Below are 22352 nucleotides of genomic sequence, written 5' to 3' on the forward strand. Positions count from 1 at the left end.
TTCCCGCAAAGCCCGATGCGACGGGGCGTTGCCCGCGACAATGGCAACCTTCCGGAGTTCCAGACGGATAAAAACGCATCTGGCATAATCGCCGCCCCGTCTCTGACCGGTTTCTCACATGTTCGATCTTTTCAGCGGGCTCGATGCCTGGGTGGGTATCAGCCTGGTGCTGGCCCTGGCCTTCGTCCTCACCTTCGAGTTCATCAACGGCTTCCACGACACTGCCAACGCGGTGGCCACCGTCATCTACACCAAAGCGATGTCCCCCTACCGGGCGGTGATGCTCTCCGGTGTGTTCAACTTCCTCGGCGTGCTGCTCGGCGGTGTCGGCGTAGCCTACGCCATCGTTCACCTGCTGCCAGTGGAGCTGCTGATCAACGTGAACACCGGCCATGGCCTGGCGATGGTCTTCTCCCTGCTCGCCGCCGCCATCGCCTGGAACCTCGGCACCTGGTACTTCGGCATCCCGGCCTCCAGCTCGCACACCCTGATCGGCTCGATCCTCGGCGTCGGCCTGGCCAATGCGCTGATCACCGACGTGCCGCTGGCCGAAGGGATCAACTGGCAGAAGGCGATCGACATCGGCCTGTCGCTGATCTTCTCGCCGCTGGCCGGCTTCATGGTCGCCGCGTTGGTCCTGCTCGGACTGAAATGGTGGCGTCCGCTGTCGAAGATGCACAAGACCCCGGAAACCCGTCGCGAACTCGACGAGAAGAAGCACCCGCCGTTCTGGAACCGCCTGGTGCTGGTGCTTTCCGCCATGGCGGTAAGCTTCGTCCATGGCTCCAACGACGGCCAGAAGGGTATCGGCCTGATCATGCTGGTACTGATCGGCATCGTCCCGGCCAAGTTCGTCCTCGACCTGAACAGCACCACCTACCAGATCGAGCGCACCCGCGACGCCGCCCTGCACCTCAGTCAGTTCTACCAGCGCCACACCGATACCCTCGGCGACATGCTGGCCCTGGGCAAGAGCAATGGCAGCGAGATGCCGCAGTTCTACCGCTGCGATCCGAAACAGACCGAGCCGACCATCAACGCGCTGCTCCGCGACCTGCGCGGCGTGCCCAGCTACAACGACCTGGACGCCGACGAGCGCGTGCAGGTGCGTCGCTACCTGCTGTGCCTGGACGACACCGCGAAGAAGGTCGGCAAGCTGTCCGACCTGCCGGCGCGGGAGAAGGCCGACCTCGAGAAGCTACGCAAGGACCTGACCGCGACCACCGAATACGCGCCGTTCTGGGTCATCATCGCGGTGGCCCTGGCTCTCGGCATCGGCACCATGGTCGGCTGGAAGCGCGTAGTGCTCACCGTCGGCGAGAAGATCGGCAAGCAGGGCATGACCTACGCCCAGGGCATGAGCGCGCAGATCACCGCCGCCGCCGCCATCGGCATGGCCAACATCTACAGCCTGCCGGTGTCCACCACCCATGTACTGTCCTCCGGCGTGGCCGGGACCATGGTGGCGAACAAGAGCGGCCTGCACGGCGGCACCGTGCGCAACATCCTGATGGCCTGGGTACTCACCCTGCCGACTTCGATGGCGCTGTCCGCCGGCCTGTTCTGGCTGGCCTCGCAATTCATCTGAGCCGCCTCGCCGGTTGAAAAAACGCCTGCTTGTCCGCAGGCGTTTTTTTGCCGCGCTCCCACCGACGTCATCCGCCCGCCTCGGCGGGCGCCGCCAGCGGCAAGCGAACCACGAACAACGCACCCTCCCCCTGGTTGGCCGCCGTCAGGCTACCGCCCATGTTGCGCACCAGATCGTGGCTGACCGAGAGACCCAGGCCGGTACCCTTGCCCTCCGCCTTGGTGGTGAAGAAGGGTTCGAATATCCGCTCCAGCAGGAGCGGTTCGATCCCACCGCCGTTGTCGTGCACGTGCAATTCGACCCAGCCCGGTTCGCGGCAAGCCACCTGCTCCAGGCGAACGCGCCGGCTGGCCAGGCCGGGATTGCCAAGCAGGGCATCGCGGGCGTTGGCGAGCAGGTTGATGATCACCTGTTCCAACTGGTCCGCCTGCCCTCGCACCACCATCCGCTGCGTCGGCGCCGGGCACTCCACCTCGATGGCGTGCTGACGCAGCCCCTCGCCGAGCAGGCCCAGGGCGCCTTCGAAGGCGGCATAGGGGTCGAACGGCAGCGCCTCCAGCGCCGACTTGCGGCTGAACACGCCGAGGTGACTGACCAGGCGGTCGACGCGCAGGACCTGGGCATCCATGCGCTCCAGTTTCTCGCCCAGGTAGTCGCCGTCGAGGCCGACGCTGTTCATCCGCTGGCGCATGTTGAAGAGGGTCATGCGCAGCACGTGCAGCGGCTGCTTCACCTCGTGGGCGAGGCCGCTGACCATCTCCCCCAGGCTGGCCATCTTGGCGCCTTGCGCCAGTTGCTGCTGGGCCCTACGCACCGGCGTGTTGTCGCGTCCCACCGCCTGTACCTCGCACAATTCGCCCCGGGCGTCGAACAACGGTCGCTCGGCCCACACCAGCCAGAGAAAACGTTGCCCCGGCAGGTTGAAGCGCAGTTCCGGCACCTCGCTGGCGCCCTCCCGCGGCGAAACCAGCAGACGCGCGCGCAAGGCGCTGGCGTCTTCCGCCGCCAGCCACTCGTCGAGCCGGCGACCGACCAGGCGCTCCGGGCTGGTCGCGAGGCTATCGGCGAAGGTCCGGTTCACGTAGGTCAGCACCAGGTCGGCGGTATAGCGACAGATCAGCGCCGGCGAATCCTCCACCAGGACCCGGTAGCGTTCCTCGCTCTCGGCGATACGCTGTGCCGCCAGGTGCTGCTCGGTCACGTCCAGCCACAGGCCCACCGCCTCGCTGGGCAGGCCCTGGGCATCGCGCAGCAGCTTGGCTTCGTCGTAGAGCCAGTGCCAGTTGCCCTGGCCATCGGCGAGGCGATAGCGGGTCTTCACCCGGCCCTCGCGAAGCAGCTCGCGGCCGCGGGCGAAAAAGGCCTCCAGATCATCCGGATGCACCCGCTCGGCGAGCGCCTGCCAACTCTGTCCCTGCAGGTCGAGGCCGAGCAGGTTGCTCGCGCTTTCGCTGTAGAACTCCGGCACTAGGTGCCCCTGCTCGACCCGCTGGACATAGATCACCACCGGCGCACTGTCGATCAGGCTGCGCAACCGCGCGTGGGCCGCCTGTGCCCGTTCCTCCTGGCGCCGGCCTTCGCTGATGTCGAGCAGCACGCCGGACAGCCCCAGGGCACTGCCGCGTCCCAGCGGCCGGCCCTCGATGCGCAGCCAGCGGCGCTCGCCGCGGCTATCCGGCTGACGCAGGCAAAGGTCCTGGGCCAGCGCCTGGCCGCTGCGCAGGCTGGCACGCAGGCGCAGGCCGAGCTCGTCGGCGTCCGCCGGTTGCAGCAGGCCCTGCAGGTGTTCCAACGGCACCCGACGATACTCGCCGGTCAACCCCAGGCTGTCGTGCAAGGCCGGCGCCAGTTCGAAGAGTTCCTGCTCCGCCCAGTAACGCCACCAGCCGCCGCCGATCATCTCCTGCAACAGCCCCAGCTTGCGCGAACTGTCGTGCTGCTCGTGGAGTTCGCAGCGGTCCGCCACCTGGTTCGCCAGCAGTTCCGCGAGGTATTGCCAGTCCTGCGGCGCGGGCCCCTGGGCGAGCTGCTCCAGCGACATCGGCCGGACCAGCAATGCCCCCAGGCGGCCACCGCGCATCGCCGCCGGCACCAGGTAGAGCGCGTCCTCGCCGATCTGCCGGAGCAGCGTCGAGGCGCCTTCGCCACGGCGTAGCAAGCGCGCGCCCGCCCCTTCGCGCAGGTCGTCGTCGGCGAGTTGCAGGGTCGGTCGCAGCAAACTGTCGCTGCCAGGCCGTACATGACTGGCGAAGACCGTGCAGAAGCCCTTGCCGTCGCCCAGCAGCAGGGCGATAGCCTGCATCTGGAACGCGCCGGAGAGCGATTCGAGAATCTCCTGGACCGCCTCCGCCAGGTGCCCGTGGGAGACATGGCGCAGACGCGAAAGGATCAGCTTGCCCAGGCTCAGGCTCTGCAACTGGTGCTGCTGGCTGTCGGACTGCCAGTTGAGGTCGGAGATGTCCATGCCCAGCAGCAGCGAGCGTCCCAGGCCGTCGAGAGGCTGCATCGGCTGGAAACGACAGGTCAATGGCGCGGCGGCATCGCTGCGCAGCGTCAGGTCGAGACGCTCGCCCCGGCGCAGGCCGGCCAGCGTCGGCGCACCGGGGGCGCGCCGCTCCAGATACTCGGCGAAAGGCCGCGGCTGTTCGCCAAGCCCATGGGCGCACTGCAGACGATACGCCTGCCGCCCGCCGACCCGGATCACGCGGTCCTGTTCGTCCACCTCGAAGCACAGGTCCCAACTCCTCAGCGAAGCGCTCCAGAGGGCGGGGCCTTCCTGCGAAAAGGGTTCCGGCCTCTCGGCCTCGGCGGACGACGAGCGGGAAAATTCGAACATGCGACTACCTCACAGCAACAGGTTGGCACTCGCCTTCAGCGTCTGCGGCAGGTTGGGAATCGCGCCGATGCCGGGGAAGCTCAGCACGGGGATGATCGCCTTGCCCGGATCGCCGTACGGGTACTGCACGCAGACCTCGATCCGCGACGTGGCGCTGACGTAGTCGGCGTACTGGCCATTACCGGCACAAGGCTGGAGGTTTGCTCGCCAGGCCGCCGGCATCCAGTCCAGGCGTGCGAGCAACTCGTCCCTGGCACGGGCTTCGGCGAGGCTCTCGTAGCCCGCATCGGAGGGATCGACAGCGATCGCCGCACGGGCCCCCACGGCAGCGGCATCGTTGAACGACTGCAGCATGAGCAAAGGAATGCTGTAGCTGATCAGGCCGTAGACCAGCGCGAAAAACAGCAGGAAGATCGCTGTGAATTCGATGGCGACGGCGCCGTGCTGGCGTCGCCGGGAAGCTTTTCCGAGCATGAGCTGACATCCCCGATCCGCATCCTTAATACTAGTCTTCATTCGCTCCGCCAACGTTACTGAAAAGGTATTAATCCAGATGTCGAAAAAAGGCTGAAGAACAGGATGGAGCAATTAGCACTGGCCTTGTGGGCAAGCGTTTGCGGATATCAGGACATCAAACGTTTGCGCGTCTCAAACTGGCTTATCCTGGGCGGATTTCTTATTTCCTTTGTTTATTTATATGTGAAAGAGTCAAGCCTTACCGGCGCTACGGTTAATATGGCAATGACCGCACTCTTTATAGGCGTCTGCCTCAGCCTTCCCGGCTACCTTCTCGGCAGGCTCGGCGCCGCCGACGTCAAGTACCTGGCCGCGCTGGGGCTGGCCAGCGACCCACTTACGGTGCTCTATAGCCTGGCCTTCGCCTGCCTGCTCTGCATCGCGCTATTCATCCTCGTCAGATTATTCAAACGTTCGGTAGAAAAGTCCGCAATGAATGAAGAAGTTCGCCTTCGAAGGGCACCGTCAAAAAACAAGTCATTCCCTTTTATATTCGCCATGGGCGCCGGCCTTTTGGCACATCTGATTATCAATAAAATTATCTGAGCAAACTTGCGGAAAACCTCACTTAGCGACTATATGCTTATGGCTAATACCATTCGGTATGGCTGCATTCCAATGCACGTCCCCTGTTAAAAAACAAAATAAGCAAATGGAGCGTATGACCATGGACAAACCGGCCTCGCGGCATTTCAGCGTCTTGATCATCGATGATGAACCCCAGGTGACCTCGGAACTCCGCGAACTGCTGGAAAACAGTGGCTACCGTTGCGTAACCAGCACCCACCGGGAGTCGGCGATCGCCAGCTTCCAGGCCGACCCGAACATCGGCCTGGTCATCTGCGACCTCTACCTGGGGCAGGACAACGGTATCCGCCTGATCGAGAGCCTCAAGGAAGTCGCCGGCAACGGCAGGTTCTTCGAATCGATCATCCTCACCGGTCACGATGGCCGCCAGGAAGTGATCGAGGCCATGCGGGTCGGCGCCGCCGACTACTACCAGAAACCGGTGGCGCCGCAGGAACTGCTGCATGGCCTCGAACGCCTGGAGAACCGCCTGCACGAGCGCGTCCGCAGCCAGTTGAGCCTGAGCCACGTCAACCAGCGCCTGGAATACCTCGCCGAATCGCTGAACTCGATCTACCGCGACATCCACAAGATCAAGTACGAGGTACACGGCAACAGCCAGCCGAGTGCCCTCAAGAGCGAAGACAGCCAGCCGTCCGCGCCGCCGGCGTCGGTCGCGGAAAGCCAGGTGTCCCCGAGCAATCCGCTGTTCGGCAAGCTGTCGCCCCGCCAGCAGGCGGTGGCGCGGCTGGTGAGCAAGGGCCTGACCAACTACCAGATCGCCTACGAACTGGGCATCACCGAGAACACGGTGAAGCTGTACGTCTCCCAGGTGCTGCGCCTGATGCATATGCACAACCGCACACAGCTGGCCCTGTCGCCTGCGGCGATGCAGCAGGGCAGCGGAGCGGTGGTGCACTGACAGGCGCGATGGCCCGGCGGACCTGCTAGATCAGCAGTTCCGCCCTGCCGACATCGACCTTCAGAATCTCCGCGTCGATGTATCCAAGTTGTACCCCCAGCAAGGGCAGGACCAGATTCAGGATCGGCGTCAGCAGCCCATCGACCAGAGGTGCCACCACGGAATTCACGATGAGGTCGGTGAGCGCCGTCGAGCCGCACAGCAAAGGCAAGCACAGTCCGAGCACCACGGGATTGACGTTGATGCTGGTTTTCAGGGTACTGGCGAGAAAGCCGCTTTCCGGCAACCTGCGGCTCTGGACGAGATCGGAACCGTCGGCTTTCACGTTGAATCGCGTATCGCCCGAGCTGCCGGCGATCGAGGTATCGAGCTTGAGATCCAATCGCACCAAGCCGCCAAGCACCAGAATCGAGCCGACCTGATCGATGTTGGCCGGACTGCCGATCTTTATCGTCGCTCCGCTGCTTCTCCAACCGAAGTCCAACGCGGTATCCGGGCGGGTACAGGCCATGCTTTTCAGCCAGACGGCTCCCGACGCGCCTTCGATGACCAGTTGCAGTTTCGTGGTGGCGAGAATGGACAGGAACCCGGAATCGATGTCCGCCGTAAGTCGTACCTGGGACTGGCGCACCTCCGTGCGCCAGGCACCGCTCTCATCCTGCCCTGGCGGCCCGGAGACGATCCTCTTCGGCTCTACGACCGTGAGCCGTGCATTGGCCAATCCGGGGATGCCCAGGTTCACGGCGACCGCGGAATTCTTGTTGGCGACCTGGGCAACCGCCATGATGAGATCCAGCGCATTGATCGCCGTATCCAGCTGCGACATGCTGTTCACCTCGCCGGCGCTCAGCCCCAGCAAGTCTCCCAGTTTCAACGTGGCCGACTTTACCCCCACCAATTGCGTTCTCAGGGCCTCGACCGAGGCTACGCCGTTCTTCGCCAGGACGTTCACGCTGGCGGCGAGTACCTGCTGCAAGCCGACGTTGGTATTCAACAACTGTTCGATGGTCCCCAGGCTGGTATCGACCCCGATCAAGCCCATTCCATCCGCGCCGAGAATGTCCAGCACACTGAGCTTCGCGTCGGCGATACCGTTGTAGGCCGCCGCGGAGAGATCGATCTGGGTGCCCAGCAATCCGCTCAGGATGGGGTTGAGCAACGCCGATTGGCCACTGTTCACGCTGGCCAGCCCCGTACCTGCGGAAATCGTGGCGTTCGGCAGGCGGCGCGCCACGGCCTCTGCGCGGAGATCGACGTTGGCATTGCCGCCGCCGAACAGTCCCCCGAGGTTGGCGACCAGGCTGCCGGGAACGCTCTTGGTCACCTCGACATGCACCGCCTCGTTGGCGGCAGCCGCGTTCGACGCGCTGGCTATGAAACTGCGCAGGCCGCCGGCACTCAGCACGCCGCCGACCTCCGCCGACAGGCTGGAGCCGGCGGCGTCCGCATCGAACCCGTTGAGCATCGCGCTGGCCTTGGCGAAAGACGTCGCCTGGGCAGAACTCTGGTCGCCGCACAAGGCTCCCTGGGAGGCACTCTCCAGCGCCGCCACGTCCGCCACTCGCTGCAGGTTGCGCTGCTCCAGGTAGAGCCGCCCGGTATCCACCACCAGCAACAGGCAGATCAAGGCCAGCAGCAGGGTGGTCGCCGCCAGGATGCCGATCGCCCCGCGCTGTCTTGCAGGCCATCCGTTCATGCCCTGCCCCTCCGCCAGGAACCGTCAGTTCTTGCTCTCGCCGAAGCCGCGATCTTCCAGCAGGTACTCGGGAATCTCGTGCTCATAGCTTTTCAGGTAGCGCTGGTAGGCACGCTGGCGCTCGGCGGCGGTCGCGCTTTGCCGGACCGGGCTGGCGGCCCGGCCGCTCGCCTGGATGGCCAGCCAGGCGCGGGTGGCGGTCTGCGGTTCGGCCGTCGCTGGCGCGGCAGGACGGACCGCCGGCGTGTCCGCGGCCCAGGCCGTGCCGGACAGGAGCAGCAAGACGCCGAACAGGATTCGCTCGTGCATGGTTCACCTCTCCGGCGCCGGCTCAGGGCGCCTCGTTGGCCATCGCGGTATGCATATTCGCCTCCGCCGGCAGTTCCGCCAGCGGGTCGTCGCTTGCCGGCGCCGCGCCGGGTGTCGGTACGGCACCCCAGCTGCGCGCCCGCGCCTCGGCCGCGCGGATGTCCCGGGCATCCAGCTGCAAACGCTCGATCAGGCGCTGCGCATCTTCCCGGTCGCCTTGCAGGTACAGCAGGCCGAGCAGGTTGGTCGCCGGCAGCTTGCCACCCTGCTGCAACTCCAGCGCAGTGATGAATTCGAAGCGCGCGCCGACACGGTCGCCGCGCTTGAGCAGGGCGACCCCCAGGTCGTTGCGGAAGCGGCTCTCGGTCGGCCGCAGGCGCGCCGCCTCGCGCAGCTCGAGGACCGCCCGGGCGCTGTCGCCATTGCGCAGGGCGAGCAGGCCGAGGCCGTGGTGCGCCTCGGCTGCCTTGCAGGTTTCCAGCAGCGCCTGGTACTCGGCCCTGGCCCGCGGGTCGCCGATCCGGCGCAGGATCAGCGCCCTTTCCTCGCGCACGTCGAGCAACCCCGGCGGCATGCTTTCCAGGTTGGCCAGGGCCGCATGCAGGCGGCCCTCGCGGATCATGTCGCGGACCATGTTCATCTGCAGTTCCTGCTCCTGGCCGAGCTGCTGCGAACACTCCCGTGGGCCGTCCCGCCCCGGCAGCGCGGCGCAACCGCCGAGCAGGGCGGCGCACAGGCCAATGCCGATCAGTGCTTTCATCCCAGTCCTCCCAAGGCCTTGGTGATCGCGATGACACCCGGACCGGCGAGGACGATCAGCAGCGCCGGGAACAGCAGCACCATCATCACCAGGCTCATCTTCGCCGACAGCTTGCCGATGCGTTCCTGCAAGGTGGTCAGGCGCCGGTCTTCGAACAGTTGCTTGAGCGTCAGCAGGGTGCTGCGCGCACTGCCGCCCTGGCGCAACATCTGCCGTAGCACGCCGCAGCAGTCGTTCAGCGGGTCCACCTGCAGGCGCCGGGCAAGCGCCTCCAGCTCTTCCGCCAGGTCGATGCCGTTGTCGGCACGGGTCAGCGCCAGGTCCAGCTCGCGGGCCAGTTGCGGGGTGATCCCGCGGCCTTCCAGGCAGACCACGCGCATCGTCTGCTCCACGGTCAGGCCGGCGTCGAAGAGGATGCGGATCAGTTGCACGAACAGGATCATCTCGTCGGCGATCAGCGCCCGGCGCGCCTTGGCGAAGTGCTTGAGCACCTGCTTGGGCAGGAGGAAACCGATGCCGGCGGCGAACAGCAGCGGCACCGCGTAGGACGCCTCGCTCTCGGCGCGCAGCAGCTTGACCAGCAAGACCAGGAGAACGAACAGCAGCGGCGTGAGGAACACCGAGATCAGGTACAGGGTCCGGTAGCGACTCTCGTGCCAGCCGGCCTGTTGCAGCAACTGGCGGGCCTCGCTGTCCATCAGTTGCAGGCGCCGCACCCAGAAGCTGTCGTCCATCCGCTCGGTCATGCCGGCCAGCCACCTGGTCGAGCCGCCAGGGTTGGCCAGCGCTCCCAGGCGCCTCTCGATCAGGCGCTGCTCGCGGCTGCCGTTGCGCGCCTGGAGCAACAGCAACAAGGCACCGCCGACCGCCATCAGGAGCGCCGCGAAAATCAGCCACTGTGCCTGCATGGCCACCTCCTAGACGCTCTTGAGCATGCGCCACAGCGCATAGCAGCCGAGCAGTTGCAGCCCGAGCGAGGCCAGGAGCAGGAAACGCCCGGTGCCGTCGGCCCACATGTTCAGCAGATAGCCCGGGTTGCTCGCCAGGATGTAGCCGCCCAGGGCGCTCGGCACGCCGGCCAGGACATAGGCGCTGATCCGTGTCTCGCCGGTCATCGCGTGCAACTGCCGGCTGAGCTTCTCGCGCTCGTGGATGAGCTTGACGATGCTGTCCAGCAGGTCGCTGGTATTGCCGCCATAACGGTGGTTGACCGAGACGCCCAGGGCGAGGATGCGCAGCTCCTCAACCTCGTAGAGTTCGGCGACTTCCTGCAACGCCTCCGGCAGGTGGATGCCGAGAAGCACGTGGTTGCGCGCCAGGGTGAAGATGTCGCGCAGCGGCTCCTCGGCATTCTCCACTGCCTGCATCAGCGCGTCGCCCAGCGTGCGCCCGGCGTGCAGGCTGCGCACTACCTGGTCGAGGAAACGCGGCATCTGCCGGATCATTCGCTTCAGGCGGCGCTGGTAGAGCATGCCCAGGGCGACGCGGCAGGACAGCGCCGCCAGTAGCAGGCCGCCTAGCGCGCCGATGGTGCCGAACAGGCCCAATCCGCTCCAGACCAGCAGCAGCGCGAGCACTGCCGCCCCGAACAACCACGGGCGCGGGCGCTGGATACCGGCGCGACGCATCTGGCGAGCCAGCCAGTGACTGCTGCGCGGCCGCACCGCGACCGCCTCCTGGCGTCCCAGCAGCCGTTCAACCACCAGTTCGTTGCGCCCGGCGCGCCAGCCCATGAACGCCAGGGCCAGCGCGGCGAAAGCCAGCACGCCGCTGAACAGCACCAGCAGTTGCGCGCCGTTCACAGCAGCGCCTGGCGGAATTTCTGCCCGACCGGCGCGGCCTGGCGGACGAACTGCCCGCTACCGCGCCGGTCGAGACTGAACAGGGTATTGGTGACGTACACGCCGTCGCGCACCTCCAGCACCTCCAGCACTTCGCTGATGCAACGCCGACCGCTGGCCAGGCGGGTGATCTGCACCACCACGTCCAGCGCGGCGCAGATCATCAGGCGCAAGGTCTGCTCCGGCAGCCTGTTGCCGGTCAGGCCGACCAGCATCTCCATGCGCAGCAGCGAATCCATCGCCGAGTTGGCGTGCACCGTGCTCATCGAGCCGTCGTGGCCGGTGTTCATCGCCTGCAGCACGTCGAGTACCTCGACGCCGCGGATCTCGCCGAGGATGATCCGGTCCGGGCGCATCCGCAGGGCGTTGCGGATCAGGTCGCGGGCGGTCACCTCGCCGTAGCCCTCGGCGTTCGGCGGACGGGTCTCCAGGCGCACCACGTGGTCGTGGCCGAGTTGCAGCTCGGCGGTGTCCTCGATGGTGACGATCCGCTCGCGTTCGTCGATGAAGCCGCTGATGACGTTGAGCAAGGTGGTCTTGCCGGTGCCGGTGCCGCCGCTGATGAGGATGTTGCAGCGGCGCGAGACCGCCTGGCGGAGGAACTCGAGCAAGGCTTCGTCGACGCTCTGGTAGGCCAGCAGGTCGGCACTGCGCAGCAGCTCCTGGCTGAACTTGCGGATCGAGATGCACGGCCCGTCCAGCGCCACCGGGGGAATGATCGCGTTGACCCGGCTGCCGTCCGGCAGGCGCGCGTCGACCATCGGGCTGGACTCGTCCAGGCGTCGGCCGAGGGGCGCGAGGATACGCTGGATCACCCGCAGCACATGGTGGTCGTCGATGAAGCGCAGGTCGCTCTGGTAGAGCCGCCCTTCCCGCTCGACGAACACCCGGCCCGGCCCGTTGACGAGGATTTCCGAGACGCCGGGATCGCGCAGGAGGATCTCCAGCGGGCCGAAGCCGGTGAGTTCGTCGACCACCTCTTCGGCCAGGCGGTCCAGTTCGTAGCGGGAGATCGCCAGTTGATGGCGCGAGCCGTATTCGCAGACCTTTTCCGAGACGTACTGGACCACGGCGGAGCGCGCGCCCTCCAGCAGGTTCATGCCGTCTTCGTCGATCTCGTCGATGATGTAGCGGTGCAGGCGCAGCTTCAGCGCCTGGATGTCCTGCTCCTGGCGGGAGTGGAAGGCACCGCCGTCAGGACGCGCGCCGAATCCCGTGCTCATAGCAGCGCCGCCTTGGCCCGGCCGAGCCAGGACAGCAGCGAACGGCGCTCGCCGCGTGTCACGCACAGGCTGTCCGCCAGTTGCCGCAGCTTGGCCGCCAATGGGTCGCGCGGCGCCACCTCGAACAGGCTCTTGCCGAGGTTCTTCGCGCGCAGGCGCGATTCCGGGGACAACGGCAGGACACCGAACAGATCGAGGTCGAACATCCGGCTGAGGGCCTGCTGGTCCGGCGCCACATTGGGCAGGTAGCGCTCGATCAGCAACTCGATGGAGGGCAACGGCAGGTTGCGCTCGCGCAGGCGGCGCAGGCGCTCCAGGCCCTTCTTGCAGGACGGCACGCTCTGGTCGACCATCCACAGCACGCGGTTGGCCTGCACCAGCAACTGGTTGCTCAGCTCGCCCTCGGGCAGCCCGGTGAGGTTGACCACCACATGGCTGAACGCCCCGCGCAGGTTGCCCAGCAACAGATAGAGTTCGGCGGTGGTGACTCGCTCCAGCACGCCGGGCTCGTCGGTCAGGCTGAGTATCCGCAGGCCGCTGTCGAGGCGGGTGAAGGCGCTGTCGATCAGGGTCTGGTCGAGGCGCCGCAGGTTGCGCAAGGCATCGCTGAAGGTGAAGGCCGAGTCCAGGCCGAGGATCGCTAGCGCCTCGCCGGTGGGCTGGCCGACGTCCAGCAGCAGGACCTGGTTCGGCGTCTGCTCCTGCAACGCCTTGGCCAGGTGCAAGGCGACGAAGGCGCCGTCGGCGTCCGGTCGGGCGCTGACCAGGGTCAGCAGCTCGCCCTGGCGCGCCGCGCTCACCGGCACGCTGGGCAGGCGTCCGCCGAGGCGCCGGATCAGCCCGGTCAGCTCGCTGGCGCGGGCGCCGTAGGTGATGAAGTCGCGCGCGCCGGCGCGCATCGCCGCCAGCACCAACTGGTTGTCCAGGCCGTCGCCGATGGCCACCACCGAGAGCATCGGCCGCGCCGATACCAATCCCTCGACCAGCGCGCCCTGGGACACCAGGTTGCTTTTGCCGAGGCTGATGAACAGCACCCCGGCGGCGGTGACGTCGAGCAGCGCCAGCAGCTCCTCCAGGCTGGCGCTGCCTGCCGGAACCACCTGGCCGGCGGACGCCAGGCTGTTCTGCAACCAGTCGAGTTCGCCGGGATGCTGGGTCAGCGCCACGAAGTTCTGGTTCATGCGCGCCTCCTAATCCGACAGACCGGTGTCGTTCTGCTGGCCGTCGTACTCGCCGCGCTCGAGGAAGTACAGGCGCGAGAACCCCGGATCGTAGTGCCGCAGGCCCTCGCCGGGCAGGTCCGGCAACTGTGCGTCGGCGGCCAGCGGCTGGACCAGGTGCGGGGTGACGATCATCAGCAGCTCGCGGTCGTCCTTGTCCAGCTTGGTCGAGCGGAAGAACGCACCGAGGATCGGGATGTCGCCCAGCCAGGGAAACTTGTCGACGTTGCTCACCGAGTTGCTGCTGGTCAGCCCGCTGATCACGAAACTCTCGCCATCGGCCAGCATCACGCTGGTGTCGGTGCGCCGGACGCGCAGTGCCGGCACCGCCACCCCGCCGCTCTGGATGCCGGCGCTGTAGTCCAGTTCGCTGACCTCCGGCGCCACCTTGAGAGCGATGCGGCGGTTGTTCATCACCGTCGGGGTGAGGGTCAGGCGGATGCCGAACTCCTTGTATTCGATGGTGACGTTGTCGTTGGTGCCGTTCGGCACCGGGATCGGAAACTCGCCGCCGGCGAGGAACGACGCGCTCTGCCCGCTCATCGCCACCAGGCTCGGGCGCGCCAGGGTATAGGCGAAGCCGCTGCCCTCCAGGGCATTCATGAAGCTCAACCACTTGCCGCCGCCGAAGATCAGGTTGAATCCCGAGCTGCCGGTGCCGAAGGTGCCGCCCAGGCCGCTGCCGTCGGCATTGACCTTGATGTCGCCGAGGCTGCCTGGCGCACCGAGCACCCAGAGGTTGCCGCCGCGCCGGACGAACGAGGTGCTGGCCTGCTTCAGCTTGCTGCGGCTGACCTCGACGAAGCGGATATCGGTCTGCACCTGGTTCGGTAGCTCCTCCGCGGCGCCGGCGGTGAACGCTGGAGCACCGCGGGTATCGACGCTACCGCGTCCCTCGACCTCCACCAGGCTGCGCAACGGCTCGGGACTGCAGCCGGTCCAGATCAGCAGGCTGGTGGAGCCCTGTTCCTTGCCGGTGACCAGGAAGCCGCGACGATCCAGCAACTGTACGTCGGCGATCTTCGGATCGCCGATGGCCAGCCGTTCGATCGGCACCGCCAGGCGCAGGTCACGCTGTTGTCCCTGGACGACGTCGACCCGCGGCGCCTGCGCCAGCAACTCGATGCAGCCCTGCGGCAAAGCCAGTGCCGGCAGCGCCAACGCCACCCCCAGCAGCCCTCCCAGCCAGCGCGACACGCCTATCCCGGTGCTCCGATGCATATGCCGGCTCCCCTCAAGGCGCTTCATGGGTCATGGCGCTGCCACGGTAGACCGTGACCCCGTTGGCCACCGGCACGCGCGGAGCCGCGCTGCGCACGCTCGGCGCCGTCGGTTTGCGGCGCTCCAGCAGTTGGTCGAGACTCAGCGCCGCGCTCGGCGCGCCCAGCGACGCTTGCAGCAGCGCGCCTTCCTGCTCCCTGCGGTAGAGTTCTTCGTCCTTGCTGCGGATGGCCAGGCGCAGCGAACCGGCCTGGCTCGCCAGCATCAGCCGCGCCACGCCGTCCTCCGGTACCGCCAGCACCGCGGTACGCGGCGGACGCGGGTCCTTTTCCTGGTTCGAGCGGTCCTGTCCATCGCTGCCCACGGCGATCCGCTCGCCGTAGGTCAGTACCCGGACGCCGGGCAACACCAGTTGCGCCAGCGGGGTCGATTCGCCGTCCCGCTCGTCACGCACGAAGAGCATCACGTCGACATAGTCGCCGGGCAGGACGAAGCCGCCGCCGCCGACCACTTCGTCCACAGCGATCGCCATCGCCCGCTCGTCCGGACGGATGGTCCGGGCCAGCGGACCGCCGGGTTCGAGGGTCGCGGCGGAAAGAATGCTGCCGGCCGGCACCGCGACCCAGACCCGCTTGCCGAGCAACGCCTCGGGCCTGTCGTAGCTACCGACCGGTGCGGTCCGCAACAGCTCGACGCTCAGGTCGTCCTTGCCGATCACCGCCAGCGCCGGGAGATCGCGACTGGCCACCAGCACCGGCTTGCGTTCGAGCTTTTCCAGCGAAGCGTCCACCGCCGCCGAAGCCGGCGCCACGGATGGAGCATGCGCGTTCGATGGCGCGCGGCCGATGGATACGCCGAGGTATCCGAGCAACACCGCACCGAGCAGCAGCAGGCCGGCCAGGGCCATCAGCACCTTGCTATTCATGGGCAGACCCCTGCTATGCGTCCGGACAGGTCGATGAACGGAAAATCACCGGCGATCGCCGATGAACGAAAAAGAAAAAGTGGCGTCTTGCTGTCCGTGTCATGGCCATACTCCGGGACTGGCTTTCCATGGCAGGTACATTGGGTTATCGACTGGCGACAGTCGTTATTCAAGAACCAAAGTTCATAACTTCGACCATGCGACGATAGGCCTGAATCTAGACTTGGGATAATCAATGTCAATTTGTCATTAGATGTAGTCCAAGCCTTGTAACTCGCCATATAACCTTGCGACTAATCCACTCCTACTAATGCCATTTAGTTGTTGCAAAACGCCATCATCGGCCTAGCCTCAGCGTGGAGGCAGGGCTCTGTCTCGGTGATTGCCGCGTTCGAGGAGCAAACAAGAATGAAGAACCTGACTCTGCTCGTGTATTGCAAACTTCGCGCATTCCTGGCGGACGAAGAAGGGGCAAATGCCATCGAATACGCGGTTATCGCAGGTTTGATCGCGGTGGCTCTGATTGCCGTATTGAGTCCCACGGACAGTGGTATCGTCGGCGGGCTGAAAGCCTTCTTCGACGGAGTCGGCGAAAAAGTCGGCGGGCTGGCTCCGACAGCGAACTGACGCGAGCGCTTTCCCGGTCGCTTCCCATAGTGGCGCCATTTTCATGGCGCCACTATTTTGCCTTTGTAATGGCACTGTGCTACAAAGCCTGCCGTTCAGGCGCTGGATCATGGCTTTCCCCCGCAAGCTCCCTACCTGGTGGCCTGGGCTCCCCGCCCTTCTTGAGGCTTTTGCCAGGACGCATCGCTCATGCTTCGCTCGCTGTCGTTTGCCAAGAAAATCCTTCTCGCCGCCGCGCTGGTGGTAGTTTTCGCCTTCAGCTGCTTCATCCTCTACAACGATTACCGACAGCGCGAGGCCGTGCGCACGGACACGGAAAACTACCTCGGGGAAATCGGCACCCTGACCGCCAGCAACATCCAGAGCTGGCTGGAAGGCCGCATGCACCTGGTGGAAGGCCTGGCCTCGCAACTGGCGCTGCTCGACCAGCCCGACGAGGCGAATATCGCAAGGCAACTGGAACAGCCCGTCTTCAGCCGCAATTTCGCGTCGGTCTATCTTGGCGAGGCGGCCAGCGGCACCTTCACCATGCGCCCCTACGACGCCATGCCGGAAGGTTACGACCCACGTACCCGCGCCTGGTACAAGGACGCGCTGGCGGCCGACCGGCTGATCGTCACCGAACCTTTCGTCGATGCCGGCACCGGCGAGCAGATCCTCGCCATGTCGCTGCCGGTGCGGCACGCCGGTCAACTGCTGGGCGTCGCCGCCGGCGACATGAAGCTGGAGACCCTGACCGCGATCCTCAATTCCCTGAAGTTCGACGGTGCCGGCTACGCCTTCCTGGTCAGCGACGCCGGCAAGATCCTCCTCCACCCCGACTCCGGGCTGGTCCTGAAGACCCTCGCCGAAGCCTATCCCAAAGGCGCACCGAACATCGTCCCCGGGGTCCACGAGGTGGAACTCGACGGTCGCAGCCAGTTCGTTTCCTTCACCCCGGTGAAGGGACTGCCCGGCGTGACCTGGTACGTCGCCCTGGTCCTCGACCGCGACACCGCCTATTCGATGCTCAGCGAATTCCGCACTTCGGCGATCGTCGCCACGCTAATCGCGGTGGTCGGCATCATGCTTCTCCTCGGCATGCTGATCCGCGTACTGATGCAGCCGCTCACCGACATGGGCCGCGCCATGCAGGACATCGCCCAGGGCGAAGGCGACCTGACCAAGCGCCTGAAGGTCACCAGCAACGATGAATTCGGTACGTTGGCCAATGCCTTCAACCGCTTCGTCGAGCGTATCCACGAATCGATCCGCGAGGTCGCCGGGACCGCTCGCCAACTGCACGATGTGGCGCAACTGGTGGTGAACGCCTCGAACTCCTCGATGGCCAACTCCGACGAGCAGTCCAACCGCACCAACAGCGTCGCCGCGGCGATCAACGAACTCGGCGCCGCCGCCCAGGAAATCGCCCGCAACGCCGCCGATGCCTCGCACCATGCGTCCGACGCCAACCACCAGGCCGAAGACGGCAAGCAGGTGGTCGAGCAGACCATCCGCGCGATGAACGAGCTTTCCGAGAAGATCAGCGCCTCCTGCGCCAACATCGAGGCCCTCAACAGCCGCACGGTGAACATCGGCCAGATCCTCGAAGTGATCAAGGGCATCTCCGAGCAGACCAACCTGCTCGCCCTCAACGCCGCCATCGAAGCCGCGCGCGCCGGCGAGGCCGGACGCGGCTTCGCGGTGGTCGCCGACGAGGTGCGCAACCTGGCCCACCGTGCCCAGGAGTCGGCCCAGCAGATCCAGAAGATGATCGAAGAGCTGCAAGTCGGCGCCCGCGAGGCGGTGGCCACCATGACCGAAAGCCAGCGTTACAGCCTGGAGAGCGTGGAGATCGCCAACCGTGCCGGCGAACGCCTGGGTAGCGTGACCAGCCGGATCGGCGAGATCGACAGCATGAACCAGTCGGTGGCCACTGCCACCGAGGAACAGACCGCGGTGGTCGACTCGCTGAACATGGACATCACCGAGATCAACACCCTCAACCAGGAAGGCGTGGAGAACCTCCAGGCCACCCTGCGCGCCTGCGGCGAGCTGGAAACCCAGGCCGGGCGCCTGCGGCACCTGGTGGACAGCTTCAAGATCTGAGCCCGTCCGTCCCACAGGCCGGCTAACCGCGAAGCGGTTAGCCGGCGATCATCCAGCCCCCATGAAAAAGGCGCCCGCGGGCGCCTTTTTCATGGCCTGGCGCTCAGCGCCGCTTCTTCCCGCCCATCAACGAGCCGAGCAGGCCACGCACCAGCTCCCGGCTCAACTGGTTGGCCGCCTGGCGCATGGCGCTCTTCACCGTCGAATTGGACAGCAGGCTGCCGAGAATCTGCCCGGCCATGCCGCCGACGCCGGACGAGCTTTCCTGCTGAGCAGTCGCCTGGCCCTGGACCTCGGGCTTGGCGCCCGCCTTGTTCGCCAGCACCTCGTAGGCCGACTCGCGATCGATCGGCTGGTCGTAGCGACCCTTCAACGGCGACCGCTGGACCAGTTCAGCGCGCTCGCTGTCGCTCAGCGGGCCGATCCGCGAATAGGGCGGCGCCACCGCGACGCGCTGGACCATGGCCGGCGTGCCCTTTTCCTCCAGGGTGCCGACCAACGCCTCGCCGATACCCAGTTCGGTCAGCACCCCCAGGGTGTCGAACGCCGGGTTCGGGCGGAAACCGTCGGCCACCGCGCGCAGCGATTTCTGCTCCTTGGCGGTGAAGGCGCGCAGGCCATGCTGGATACGCAGGCCGAGCTGGGCCAGGACATCGTCCGGCAGGTCGCCCGGCGACTGGGTGACGAAGTACACCCCGACGCCTTTCGAGCGGATCAGCCGGACCACCTGTTCCAGGCGGTCGCGCAAGGCTTTCGGCGTGCCGTTGAACAGCAGGTGGGCCTCGTCGAAGAACAGTGCCAGCACCGGCTTGTCGGCATCGCCGCGCTCCGGCAGTTGCTCGAACAGCTCGGCCAACAGCCAGAGCAGGAAAGTCGCGTAGACCTTCGGCGCCTCGTGCACCAGGCGGCTGGCGTCGAGCAGGTGGATGCGCCCGCGCCCGTCCGGCTCGGGGCGGAGGATGTCTTCCAGTTGCAGGGCAGGCTCGCCGAAGAAGGCCTCGGCGCCCTGCTGCTCCAGAGTGGCCAGGCGGCGCAGCAGCGCCTGCCCGGAAGCGCCAGTGAACAGCGCCCGGTCCTCGCCAAGGATTTCCGGATTGTCCTTCAGATGGTTGAGCAGCGCCTTCAGGTCCTTCAGGTCGAGCAGCAGCAGGCCTTCCCGGTCGGCCACCTGGAAGGCGGCGAACAGCGCGGCCTGCTGGCTATCGGTCAACTCCAGGAGGTTGGCCAGCAGCAGCGGGCCCATCTCGCTGATGGTGGTGCGCAACGGGTGGCCGGTCTTCCCGGCGATGTCCCAGAGCGTGGTCGGGTAGGCCTTCGGCTGGTAGTTCAGCCACGGCATGCTGGCGATACGTTCGGCGACCTTGCCCTGCGGGTTGCCCGGCGCGGCGATGCCGCACAGGTCGCCCTTGATGTCGGCGGCGAACACCGCGACACCGGCATCGCTGAAGGATTCGGCGAGGTGCTGCAAGGTCACCGTCTTGCCGGTACCGGTGGCGCCGGCGATCAATCCATGACGGTTGGCCAGGCGCCAGGCCTGTCCTACCGGCTGGCCATCGGGGCCAGCGCCGATCAACAACTCATTCGCTTGCGACATCCATTCATCCTCGGGACTAAAGCTCCGGCACGCTGTGCCGACAGTAAGGGAAAGCCCTTGTGCAACGGGGCTTCCAGCGGAACCCACGTACCAATATGCGCGGGTTCCCGCGAAGGGCGTCGGGCCAGCGCATCGACCCGATCTGGCCGTCCAGCTTCAGCGAAGACCTTCGGGCCTTGCTGAGACAGGAAAAATCGCCATCGTATCCGTATCACGCATTCTTCGGAGCCACCCAGGGAACCGTGGCTTCGTGGCACAAGGCCGTGCCTGGGTCGACGGACTACCCACCCGCGCGACCCGCCCGACGCTGCAAGGCGTACGGAAAGCCCCTGCGCCCGCGGAACGGTCGCAGGGGTCTGGTCAAAGACTGGCGCTACATACTCCTGGACGCAATACAACATGATCAAAAGTCTGAAGTTCAGCCACAAGATCCTCCTCGCGGCCTCCCTCGTGGTGTTCGCCGCTTTCGCACTGTTCACCCTCTACAACGATTACCTGCAGCGCAACGCGATCCGCGAGGACCTCGAAAGCTACCTGCGGGAAATGGGTGACGTGACTTCCAGCAACATTCAGAACTGGCTCGGCGGCCGTCTGCTGCTGGTCGAGCAGACCGCCCAGACCCTGGCCCGCGACCACAGCCCGGAAACCGTCAGCGCCCTGCTCGAACAGCCGGCCCTGACCTCGACCTTCAGCTTCACCTACCTCGGCCAGCAGGACGGCGTCTTCACCATGCGTCCGGACAGCCCGATGCCGGCCGGCTACGATCCGCGCAGCCGGCCCTGGTACAAGGACGCCGTGGCGGCCGGCGGCCTGACCCTGACCGAACCCTACGTCGACGCCGCCACCCAGGAATTGATCATCACCGCGGCGACACCGGTGAAGGCCGCTGGCAACACCCTCGGCGTGGTAGGCGGCGACCTCAGCCTGAAGACCCTGGTGCAGATCATCAATTCGCTGGACTTCAGCGGCATGGGCTACGCCTTCCTGGTCAGCGGCGACGGCAAGATCCTGGTGCACCCGGACAAAGAGCAGGTGATGAAGACCCTGAGCGAGGTCTACCCGCAGAACACGCCGAAGATCGCCACCGGTTTCAGCGAGGCCGAATTGCACGGGCATACCCGCATCCTCGCCTTTACCCCTATCAAGGGCCTGCCTTCGGTGACCTGGTACCTGGCGCTGTCCATCGACAAGGACAAGGCCTACGCCATGCTCAGCAAGTTCCGCGTCTCGGCCATCGCCGCCGCGCTGATCTCCATCGTCGCCATCCTGGTCCTGCTCGGCCTGCTGATCCGCCTGCTGATGCAGCCGCTGCACCTGATGGGCCGTGCCATGCAGGACATCGCCCAGGGCGAGGGCGACCTGACCAAGCGCCTCGCCGTGACCAGCCGCGATGAATTCGGCGTGCTCGGCGATGCCTTCAACCAGTTCGTCGAGCGTATCCATCGCTCGATCCGGGAAGTCGCCGGGACCGCGCACAAACTGCACGACGTCTCGCAACTGGTGGTGAACGCCTCGAACTCTTCGATGGCCAACTCCGACGAGCAGTCCAACCGCACCAACAGCGTCGCCGCGGCGATCAACGAACTCGGCGCCGCCGCCCAGGAAATCGCCCGCAACGCCGCCGATGCCTCGCACCACGCCTCCGACGCCAACCACCAGGCCGAAGACGGCAAGCAGGTGGTCGAGCAGACCATCCGCGCGATGAACGAGCTTTCCGAGAAGATCAGCGCCTCCTGCGCCAACATCGAGGCCCTCAACAGCCGTACGGTGAACATCGGCCAGATCCTCGAAGTGATCAAGGGCATCTCCGAGCAGACCAACCTGCTCGCCCTCAACGCCGCCATCGAAGCCGCGCGCGCCGGCGAGGCCGGACGCGGCTTCGCAGTGGTCGCCGACGAGGTGCGCAACCTGGCCCATCGCGCCCAGGAGTCGGCCCAGCAGATCCAGAAGATGATCGAAGAGCTGCAAGTCGGCGCCCGCGAGGCGGTGGCCACCATGACCGAGAGCCAGCGCTACAGCCTGGAGAGCGTGGAGATCGCCAACCGTGCCGGCGAAAGCCTGAGCAGCGTGACCCGGCGGATCGGCGAGATCGACGGGATGAACCAGTCGGTGGCCACCGCCACCGAGGAGCAGACCGCGGTGGTCGACTCGCTGAACATGGACATCACCGAGATCAACACCCTCAACCAGGAAGGCGTGGAGAACCTCCAGGCCACCCTGCGCGCCTGTGGCGAGCTGGAAACCCAGGCCGGGCGCCTGCGCCAACTGGTGGACAGCTTCAAGATCTGAGACCGGCCGGTCTCGTCGCCGAACCGGCGGACAACCGCGATGCGGTTATCCGCCCTGCCGACGAAAAGCGCCCACGGGCGCTTTTTTTCGTTCTCCAGGTCGCATTCGGTGAAACCATTCATCCGTTGCG

The 22352-nt window shown here is 66.0% G+C and carries 18 protein-coding genes; 6 read left to right on the forward strand and 12 right to left on the reverse strand.

Annotated elements, in window-relative coordinates:
• Nucleotides 1–118: 118 nt before the first annotated feature.
• Entirely contained in the window at nucleotides 119–1588 is a 1470-nt protein-coding gene (locus tag LE197_RS20185; RefSeq protein ID WP_003093821.1) for an inorganic phosphate transporter, read from the forward strand.
• A 67-nt stretch (nucleotides 1589–1655) separates the two neighbouring features.
• On the opposite strand, the gene pprA is transcribed toward LE197_RS20185, so the two are convergent.
• Both pprA and LE197_RS20195 read right to left on the reverse strand, forming a co-directional pair.
• Nucleotides 1656–4424 (reverse strand): two-component system sensor histidine kinase PprA, encoded by a 2769-nt coding sequence (gene pprA, locus LE197_RS20190; protein WP_057380970.1) that lies wholly within the window; start codon nucleotides 4422–4424, stop codon nucleotides 1656–1658.
• Between the two features lie 9 nt (nucleotides 4425–4433).
• Nucleotides 4434–4940, reverse strand: coding sequence for a TadE/TadG family type IV pilus assembly protein (locus tag LE197_RS20195; protein ID WP_054375770.1), 507 nt, complete (start codon nucleotides 4938–4940; stop codon nucleotides 4434–4436).
• Nucleotides 4941–5003: 63 nt separating this feature from the next.
• Here LE197_RS20195 and fppA point away from each other — a divergent pair, with 63 nt between their 5' ends.
• Complete coding sequence (fppA, locus tag LE197_RS20200; RefSeq protein ID WP_019726781.1) at nucleotides 5004–5486, forward strand: type 4b pilus Flp prepilin peptidase; 483 nt, start codon at nucleotides 5004–5006, stop codon at nucleotides 5484–5486.
• A gap of 121 nt (nucleotides 5487–5607) precedes the next feature.
• Entirely contained in the window at nucleotides 5608–6429 is an 822-nt protein-coding gene (gene pprB, locus LE197_RS20205; protein WP_057380973.1) for a two-component response regulator PprB, read from the forward strand.
• 25 nt (nucleotides 6430–6454) lie between these two features.
• Here the strand turns inward: pprB and tadG are convergent, their stop codons facing one another.
• The 9 genes from tadG to rcpC are packed head-to-tail and all read right to left on the reverse strand — an operon-like array spanning nucleotide 6455 to nucleotide 15624.
• Nucleotides 6455–8125 carry a type 4b pilus Flp biogenesis protein TadG gene (gene tadG, locus LE197_RS20210; RefSeq protein ID WP_057380971.1) on the reverse strand — a complete coding sequence of 557 codons (1671 nt, stop codon included), beginning with the start codon at nucleotides 8123–8125 and terminating at the stop codon, nucleotides 6455–6457.
• A 24-nt stretch (nucleotides 8126–8149) separates the two neighbouring features.
• Nucleotides 8150–8434: a DUF3613 domain-containing protein gene (locus LE197_RS20215; protein ID WP_003114983.1), complete on the reverse strand. Its 285-nt coding sequence runs from the start codon at nucleotides 8432–8434 to the stop codon at nucleotides 8150–8152.
• Between the two features lie 22 nt (nucleotides 8435–8456).
• Nucleotides 8457–9194, reverse strand: coding sequence for a type 4b pilus Flp biogenesis protein TadD (tadD, locus tag LE197_RS20220; protein ID WP_003455267.1), 738 nt, complete (start codon nucleotides 9192–9194; stop codon nucleotides 8457–8459).
• The gene (tadC, locus tag LE197_RS20225; protein ID WP_057380972.1) at nucleotides 9191–10102 is read right to left on the reverse strand and encodes a type 4b pilus Flp biogenesis protein TadC; all 912 of its coding nucleotides are present in this window, start codon (nucleotides 10100–10102) and stop codon (nucleotides 9191–9193) included. Before tadC ends, tadD begins: the two co-directional genes overlap by 4 nt.
• A gap of 9 nt (nucleotides 10103–10111) precedes the next feature.
• The gene (gene tadB / locus LE197_RS20230) at nucleotides 10112–10996 is read right to left on the reverse strand and encodes a type 4b pilus Flp biogenesis protein TadB (RefSeq protein WP_003114981.1); all 885 of its coding nucleotides are present in this window, start codon (nucleotides 10994–10996) and stop codon (nucleotides 10112–10114) included.
• Entirely contained in the window at nucleotides 10993–12258 is a 1266-nt protein-coding gene (gene tadA, locus LE197_RS20235; protein ID WP_003103953.1) for a type 4b pilus Flp biogenesis ATPase TadA, read from the reverse strand. Before tadA ends, tadB begins: the two co-directional genes overlap by 4 nt.
• Entirely contained in the window at nucleotides 12255–13439 is a 1185-nt protein-coding gene (gene tadZ, locus LE197_RS20240; RefSeq protein ID WP_003093855.1) for a type 4b pilus Flp biogenesis protein TadZ, read from the reverse strand. The genes tadA and tadZ overlap by 4 nt, the downstream gene beginning before the upstream one ends.
• 9 nt (nucleotides 13440–13448) lie before the next feature.
• Nucleotides 13449–14699, reverse strand: coding sequence for a type 4b pilus Flp secretin RcpA (gene rcpA / locus LE197_RS20245; protein ID WP_003110119.1), 1251 nt, complete (start codon nucleotides 14697–14699; stop codon nucleotides 13449–13451).
• A gap of 13 nt (nucleotides 14700–14712) precedes the next feature.
• Nucleotides 14713–15624, reverse strand: coding sequence for a type 4b pilus Flp biogenesis protein RcpC (gene rcpC, locus LE197_RS20250; protein ID WP_003134589.1), 912 nt, complete (start codon nucleotides 15622–15624; stop codon nucleotides 14713–14715).
• Nucleotides 15625–16032: 408 nt separating this feature from the next.
• On the opposite strand from rcpC, the gene flp reads away from it, so the two are divergent.
• Together flp and pctC are read left to right on the forward strand one after the other, a co-directional pair.
• A complete protein-coding gene (gene flp, locus LE197_RS20255; protein WP_003107380.1) occupies nucleotides 16033–16251 on the forward strand; it encodes a type 4b pilus Flp major pilin in 219 nt (72 codons plus the stop codon).
• 189 nt (nucleotides 16252–16440) lie between these two features.
• Complete coding sequence (gene pctC / locus LE197_RS20260) at nucleotides 16441–18339, forward strand: methyl-accepting chemotaxis protein PctC (RefSeq protein ID WP_003163018.1); 1899 nt, start codon at nucleotides 16441–16443, stop codon at nucleotides 18337–18339.
• A gap of 103 nt (nucleotides 18340–18442) precedes the next feature.
• Here pctC and LE197_RS20265 read toward each other — a convergent pair whose 3' ends face one another.
• On the reverse strand, nucleotides 18443–19933 hold the full coding sequence (locus LE197_RS20265) for a helicase HerA-like C-terminal domain-containing protein (protein WP_003114975.1): 1491 nt from the start codon (nucleotides 19931–19933) through the stop codon (nucleotides 18443–18445).
• Between the two features lie 399 nt (nucleotides 19934–20332).
• Here LE197_RS20265 and pctA point away from each other — a divergent pair, with 399 nt between their 5' ends.
• Nucleotides 20333–22222 (forward strand): methyl-accepting chemotaxis protein PctA, encoded by a 1890-nt coding sequence (gene pctA, locus LE197_RS20270; RefSeq protein ID WP_003148125.1) that lies wholly within the window; start codon nucleotides 20333–20335, stop codon nucleotides 22220–22222.
• The last annotated feature ends 130 nt before the right edge of the window (nucleotides 22223–22352 follow it).

Origin of the sequence: Pseudomonas sp. PS1(2021) (assembly GCF_020405165.1) — a bacterium.
Classification (GTDB): domain Bacteria; phylum Pseudomonadota; class Gammaproteobacteria; order Pseudomonadales; family Pseudomonadaceae; genus Pseudomonas; species Pseudomonas aeruginosa.

Bases quoted from the DNA above. Each gene is read 5' to 3' on its own strand.
- LE197_RS20265 (WP_003114975.1), bottom strand. From the start codon at position 19,933: ATGTCGCAAGCGAATGAGTTGTTGATCGGCGCTGGCCCCGATGGCCAG.
- fppA (WP_019726781.1), top strand. From the start codon at position 5,004: ATGGAGCAATTAGCACTGGCCTTGTGGGCAAGCGTTTGCGGATATCAG.
- LE197_RS20215 (WP_003114983.1), bottom strand. From the start codon at position 8,434: ATGCACGAGCGAATCCTGTTCGGCGTCTTGCTGCTCCTGTCCGGCACG.
- rcpA (WP_003110119.1), bottom strand. From the start codon at position 14,699: ATGCATCGGAGCACCGGGATAGGCGTGTCGCGCTGGCTGGGAGGGCTG.
- LE197_RS20195 (WP_054375770.1), bottom strand. From the start codon at position 4,940: ATGAAGACTAGTATTAAGGATGCGGATCGGGGATGTCAGCTCATGCTC.
- pctC (WP_003163018.1), top strand. From the start codon at position 16,441: ATGCTTCGCTCGCTGTCGTTTGCCAAGAAAATCCTTCTCGCCGCCGCG.
- tadC (WP_057380972.1), bottom strand. From the start codon at position 10,102: ATGCAGGCACAGTGGCTGATTTTCGCGGCGCTCCTGATGGCGGTCGGC.
- LE197_RS20185 (WP_003093821.1), top strand. From the start codon at position 119: ATGTTCGATCTTTTCAGCGGGCTCGATGCCTGGGTGGGTATCAGCCTG.
- tadZ (WP_003093855.1), bottom strand. From the start codon at position 13,439: ATGAACCAGAACTTCGTGGCGCTGACCCAGCATCCCGGCGAACTCGAC.
- pprA (WP_057380970.1), bottom strand. From the start codon at position 4,424: ATGTTCGAATTTTCCCGCTCGTCGTCCGCCGAGGCCGAGAGGCCGGAA.
- rcpC (WP_003134589.1), bottom strand. From the start codon at position 15,624: ATGAATAGCAAGGTGCTGATGGCCCTGGCCGGCCTGCTGCTGCTCGGT.
- flp (WP_003107380.1), top strand. From the start codon at position 16,033: ATGAAGAACCTGACTCTGCTCGTGTATTGCAAACTTCGCGCATTCCTG.
- tadG (WP_057380971.1), bottom strand. From the start codon at position 8,125: ATGAACGGATGGCCTGCAAGACAGCGCGGGGCGATCGGCATCCTGGCG.
- tadD (WP_003455267.1), bottom strand. From the start codon at position 9,194: ATGAAAGCACTGATCGGCATTGGCCTGTGCGCCGCCCTGCTCGGCGGT.
- tadA (WP_003103953.1), bottom strand. From the start codon at position 12,258: ATGAGCACGGGATTCGGCGCGCGTCCTGACGGCGGTGCCTTCCACTCC.
- pprB (WP_057380973.1), top strand. From the start codon at position 5,608: ATGGACAAACCGGCCTCGCGGCATTTCAGCGTCTTGATCATCGATGAT.
- pctA (WP_003148125.1), top strand. From the start codon at position 20,333: ATGATCAAAAGTCTGAAGTTCAGCCACAAGATCCTCCTCGCGGCCTCC.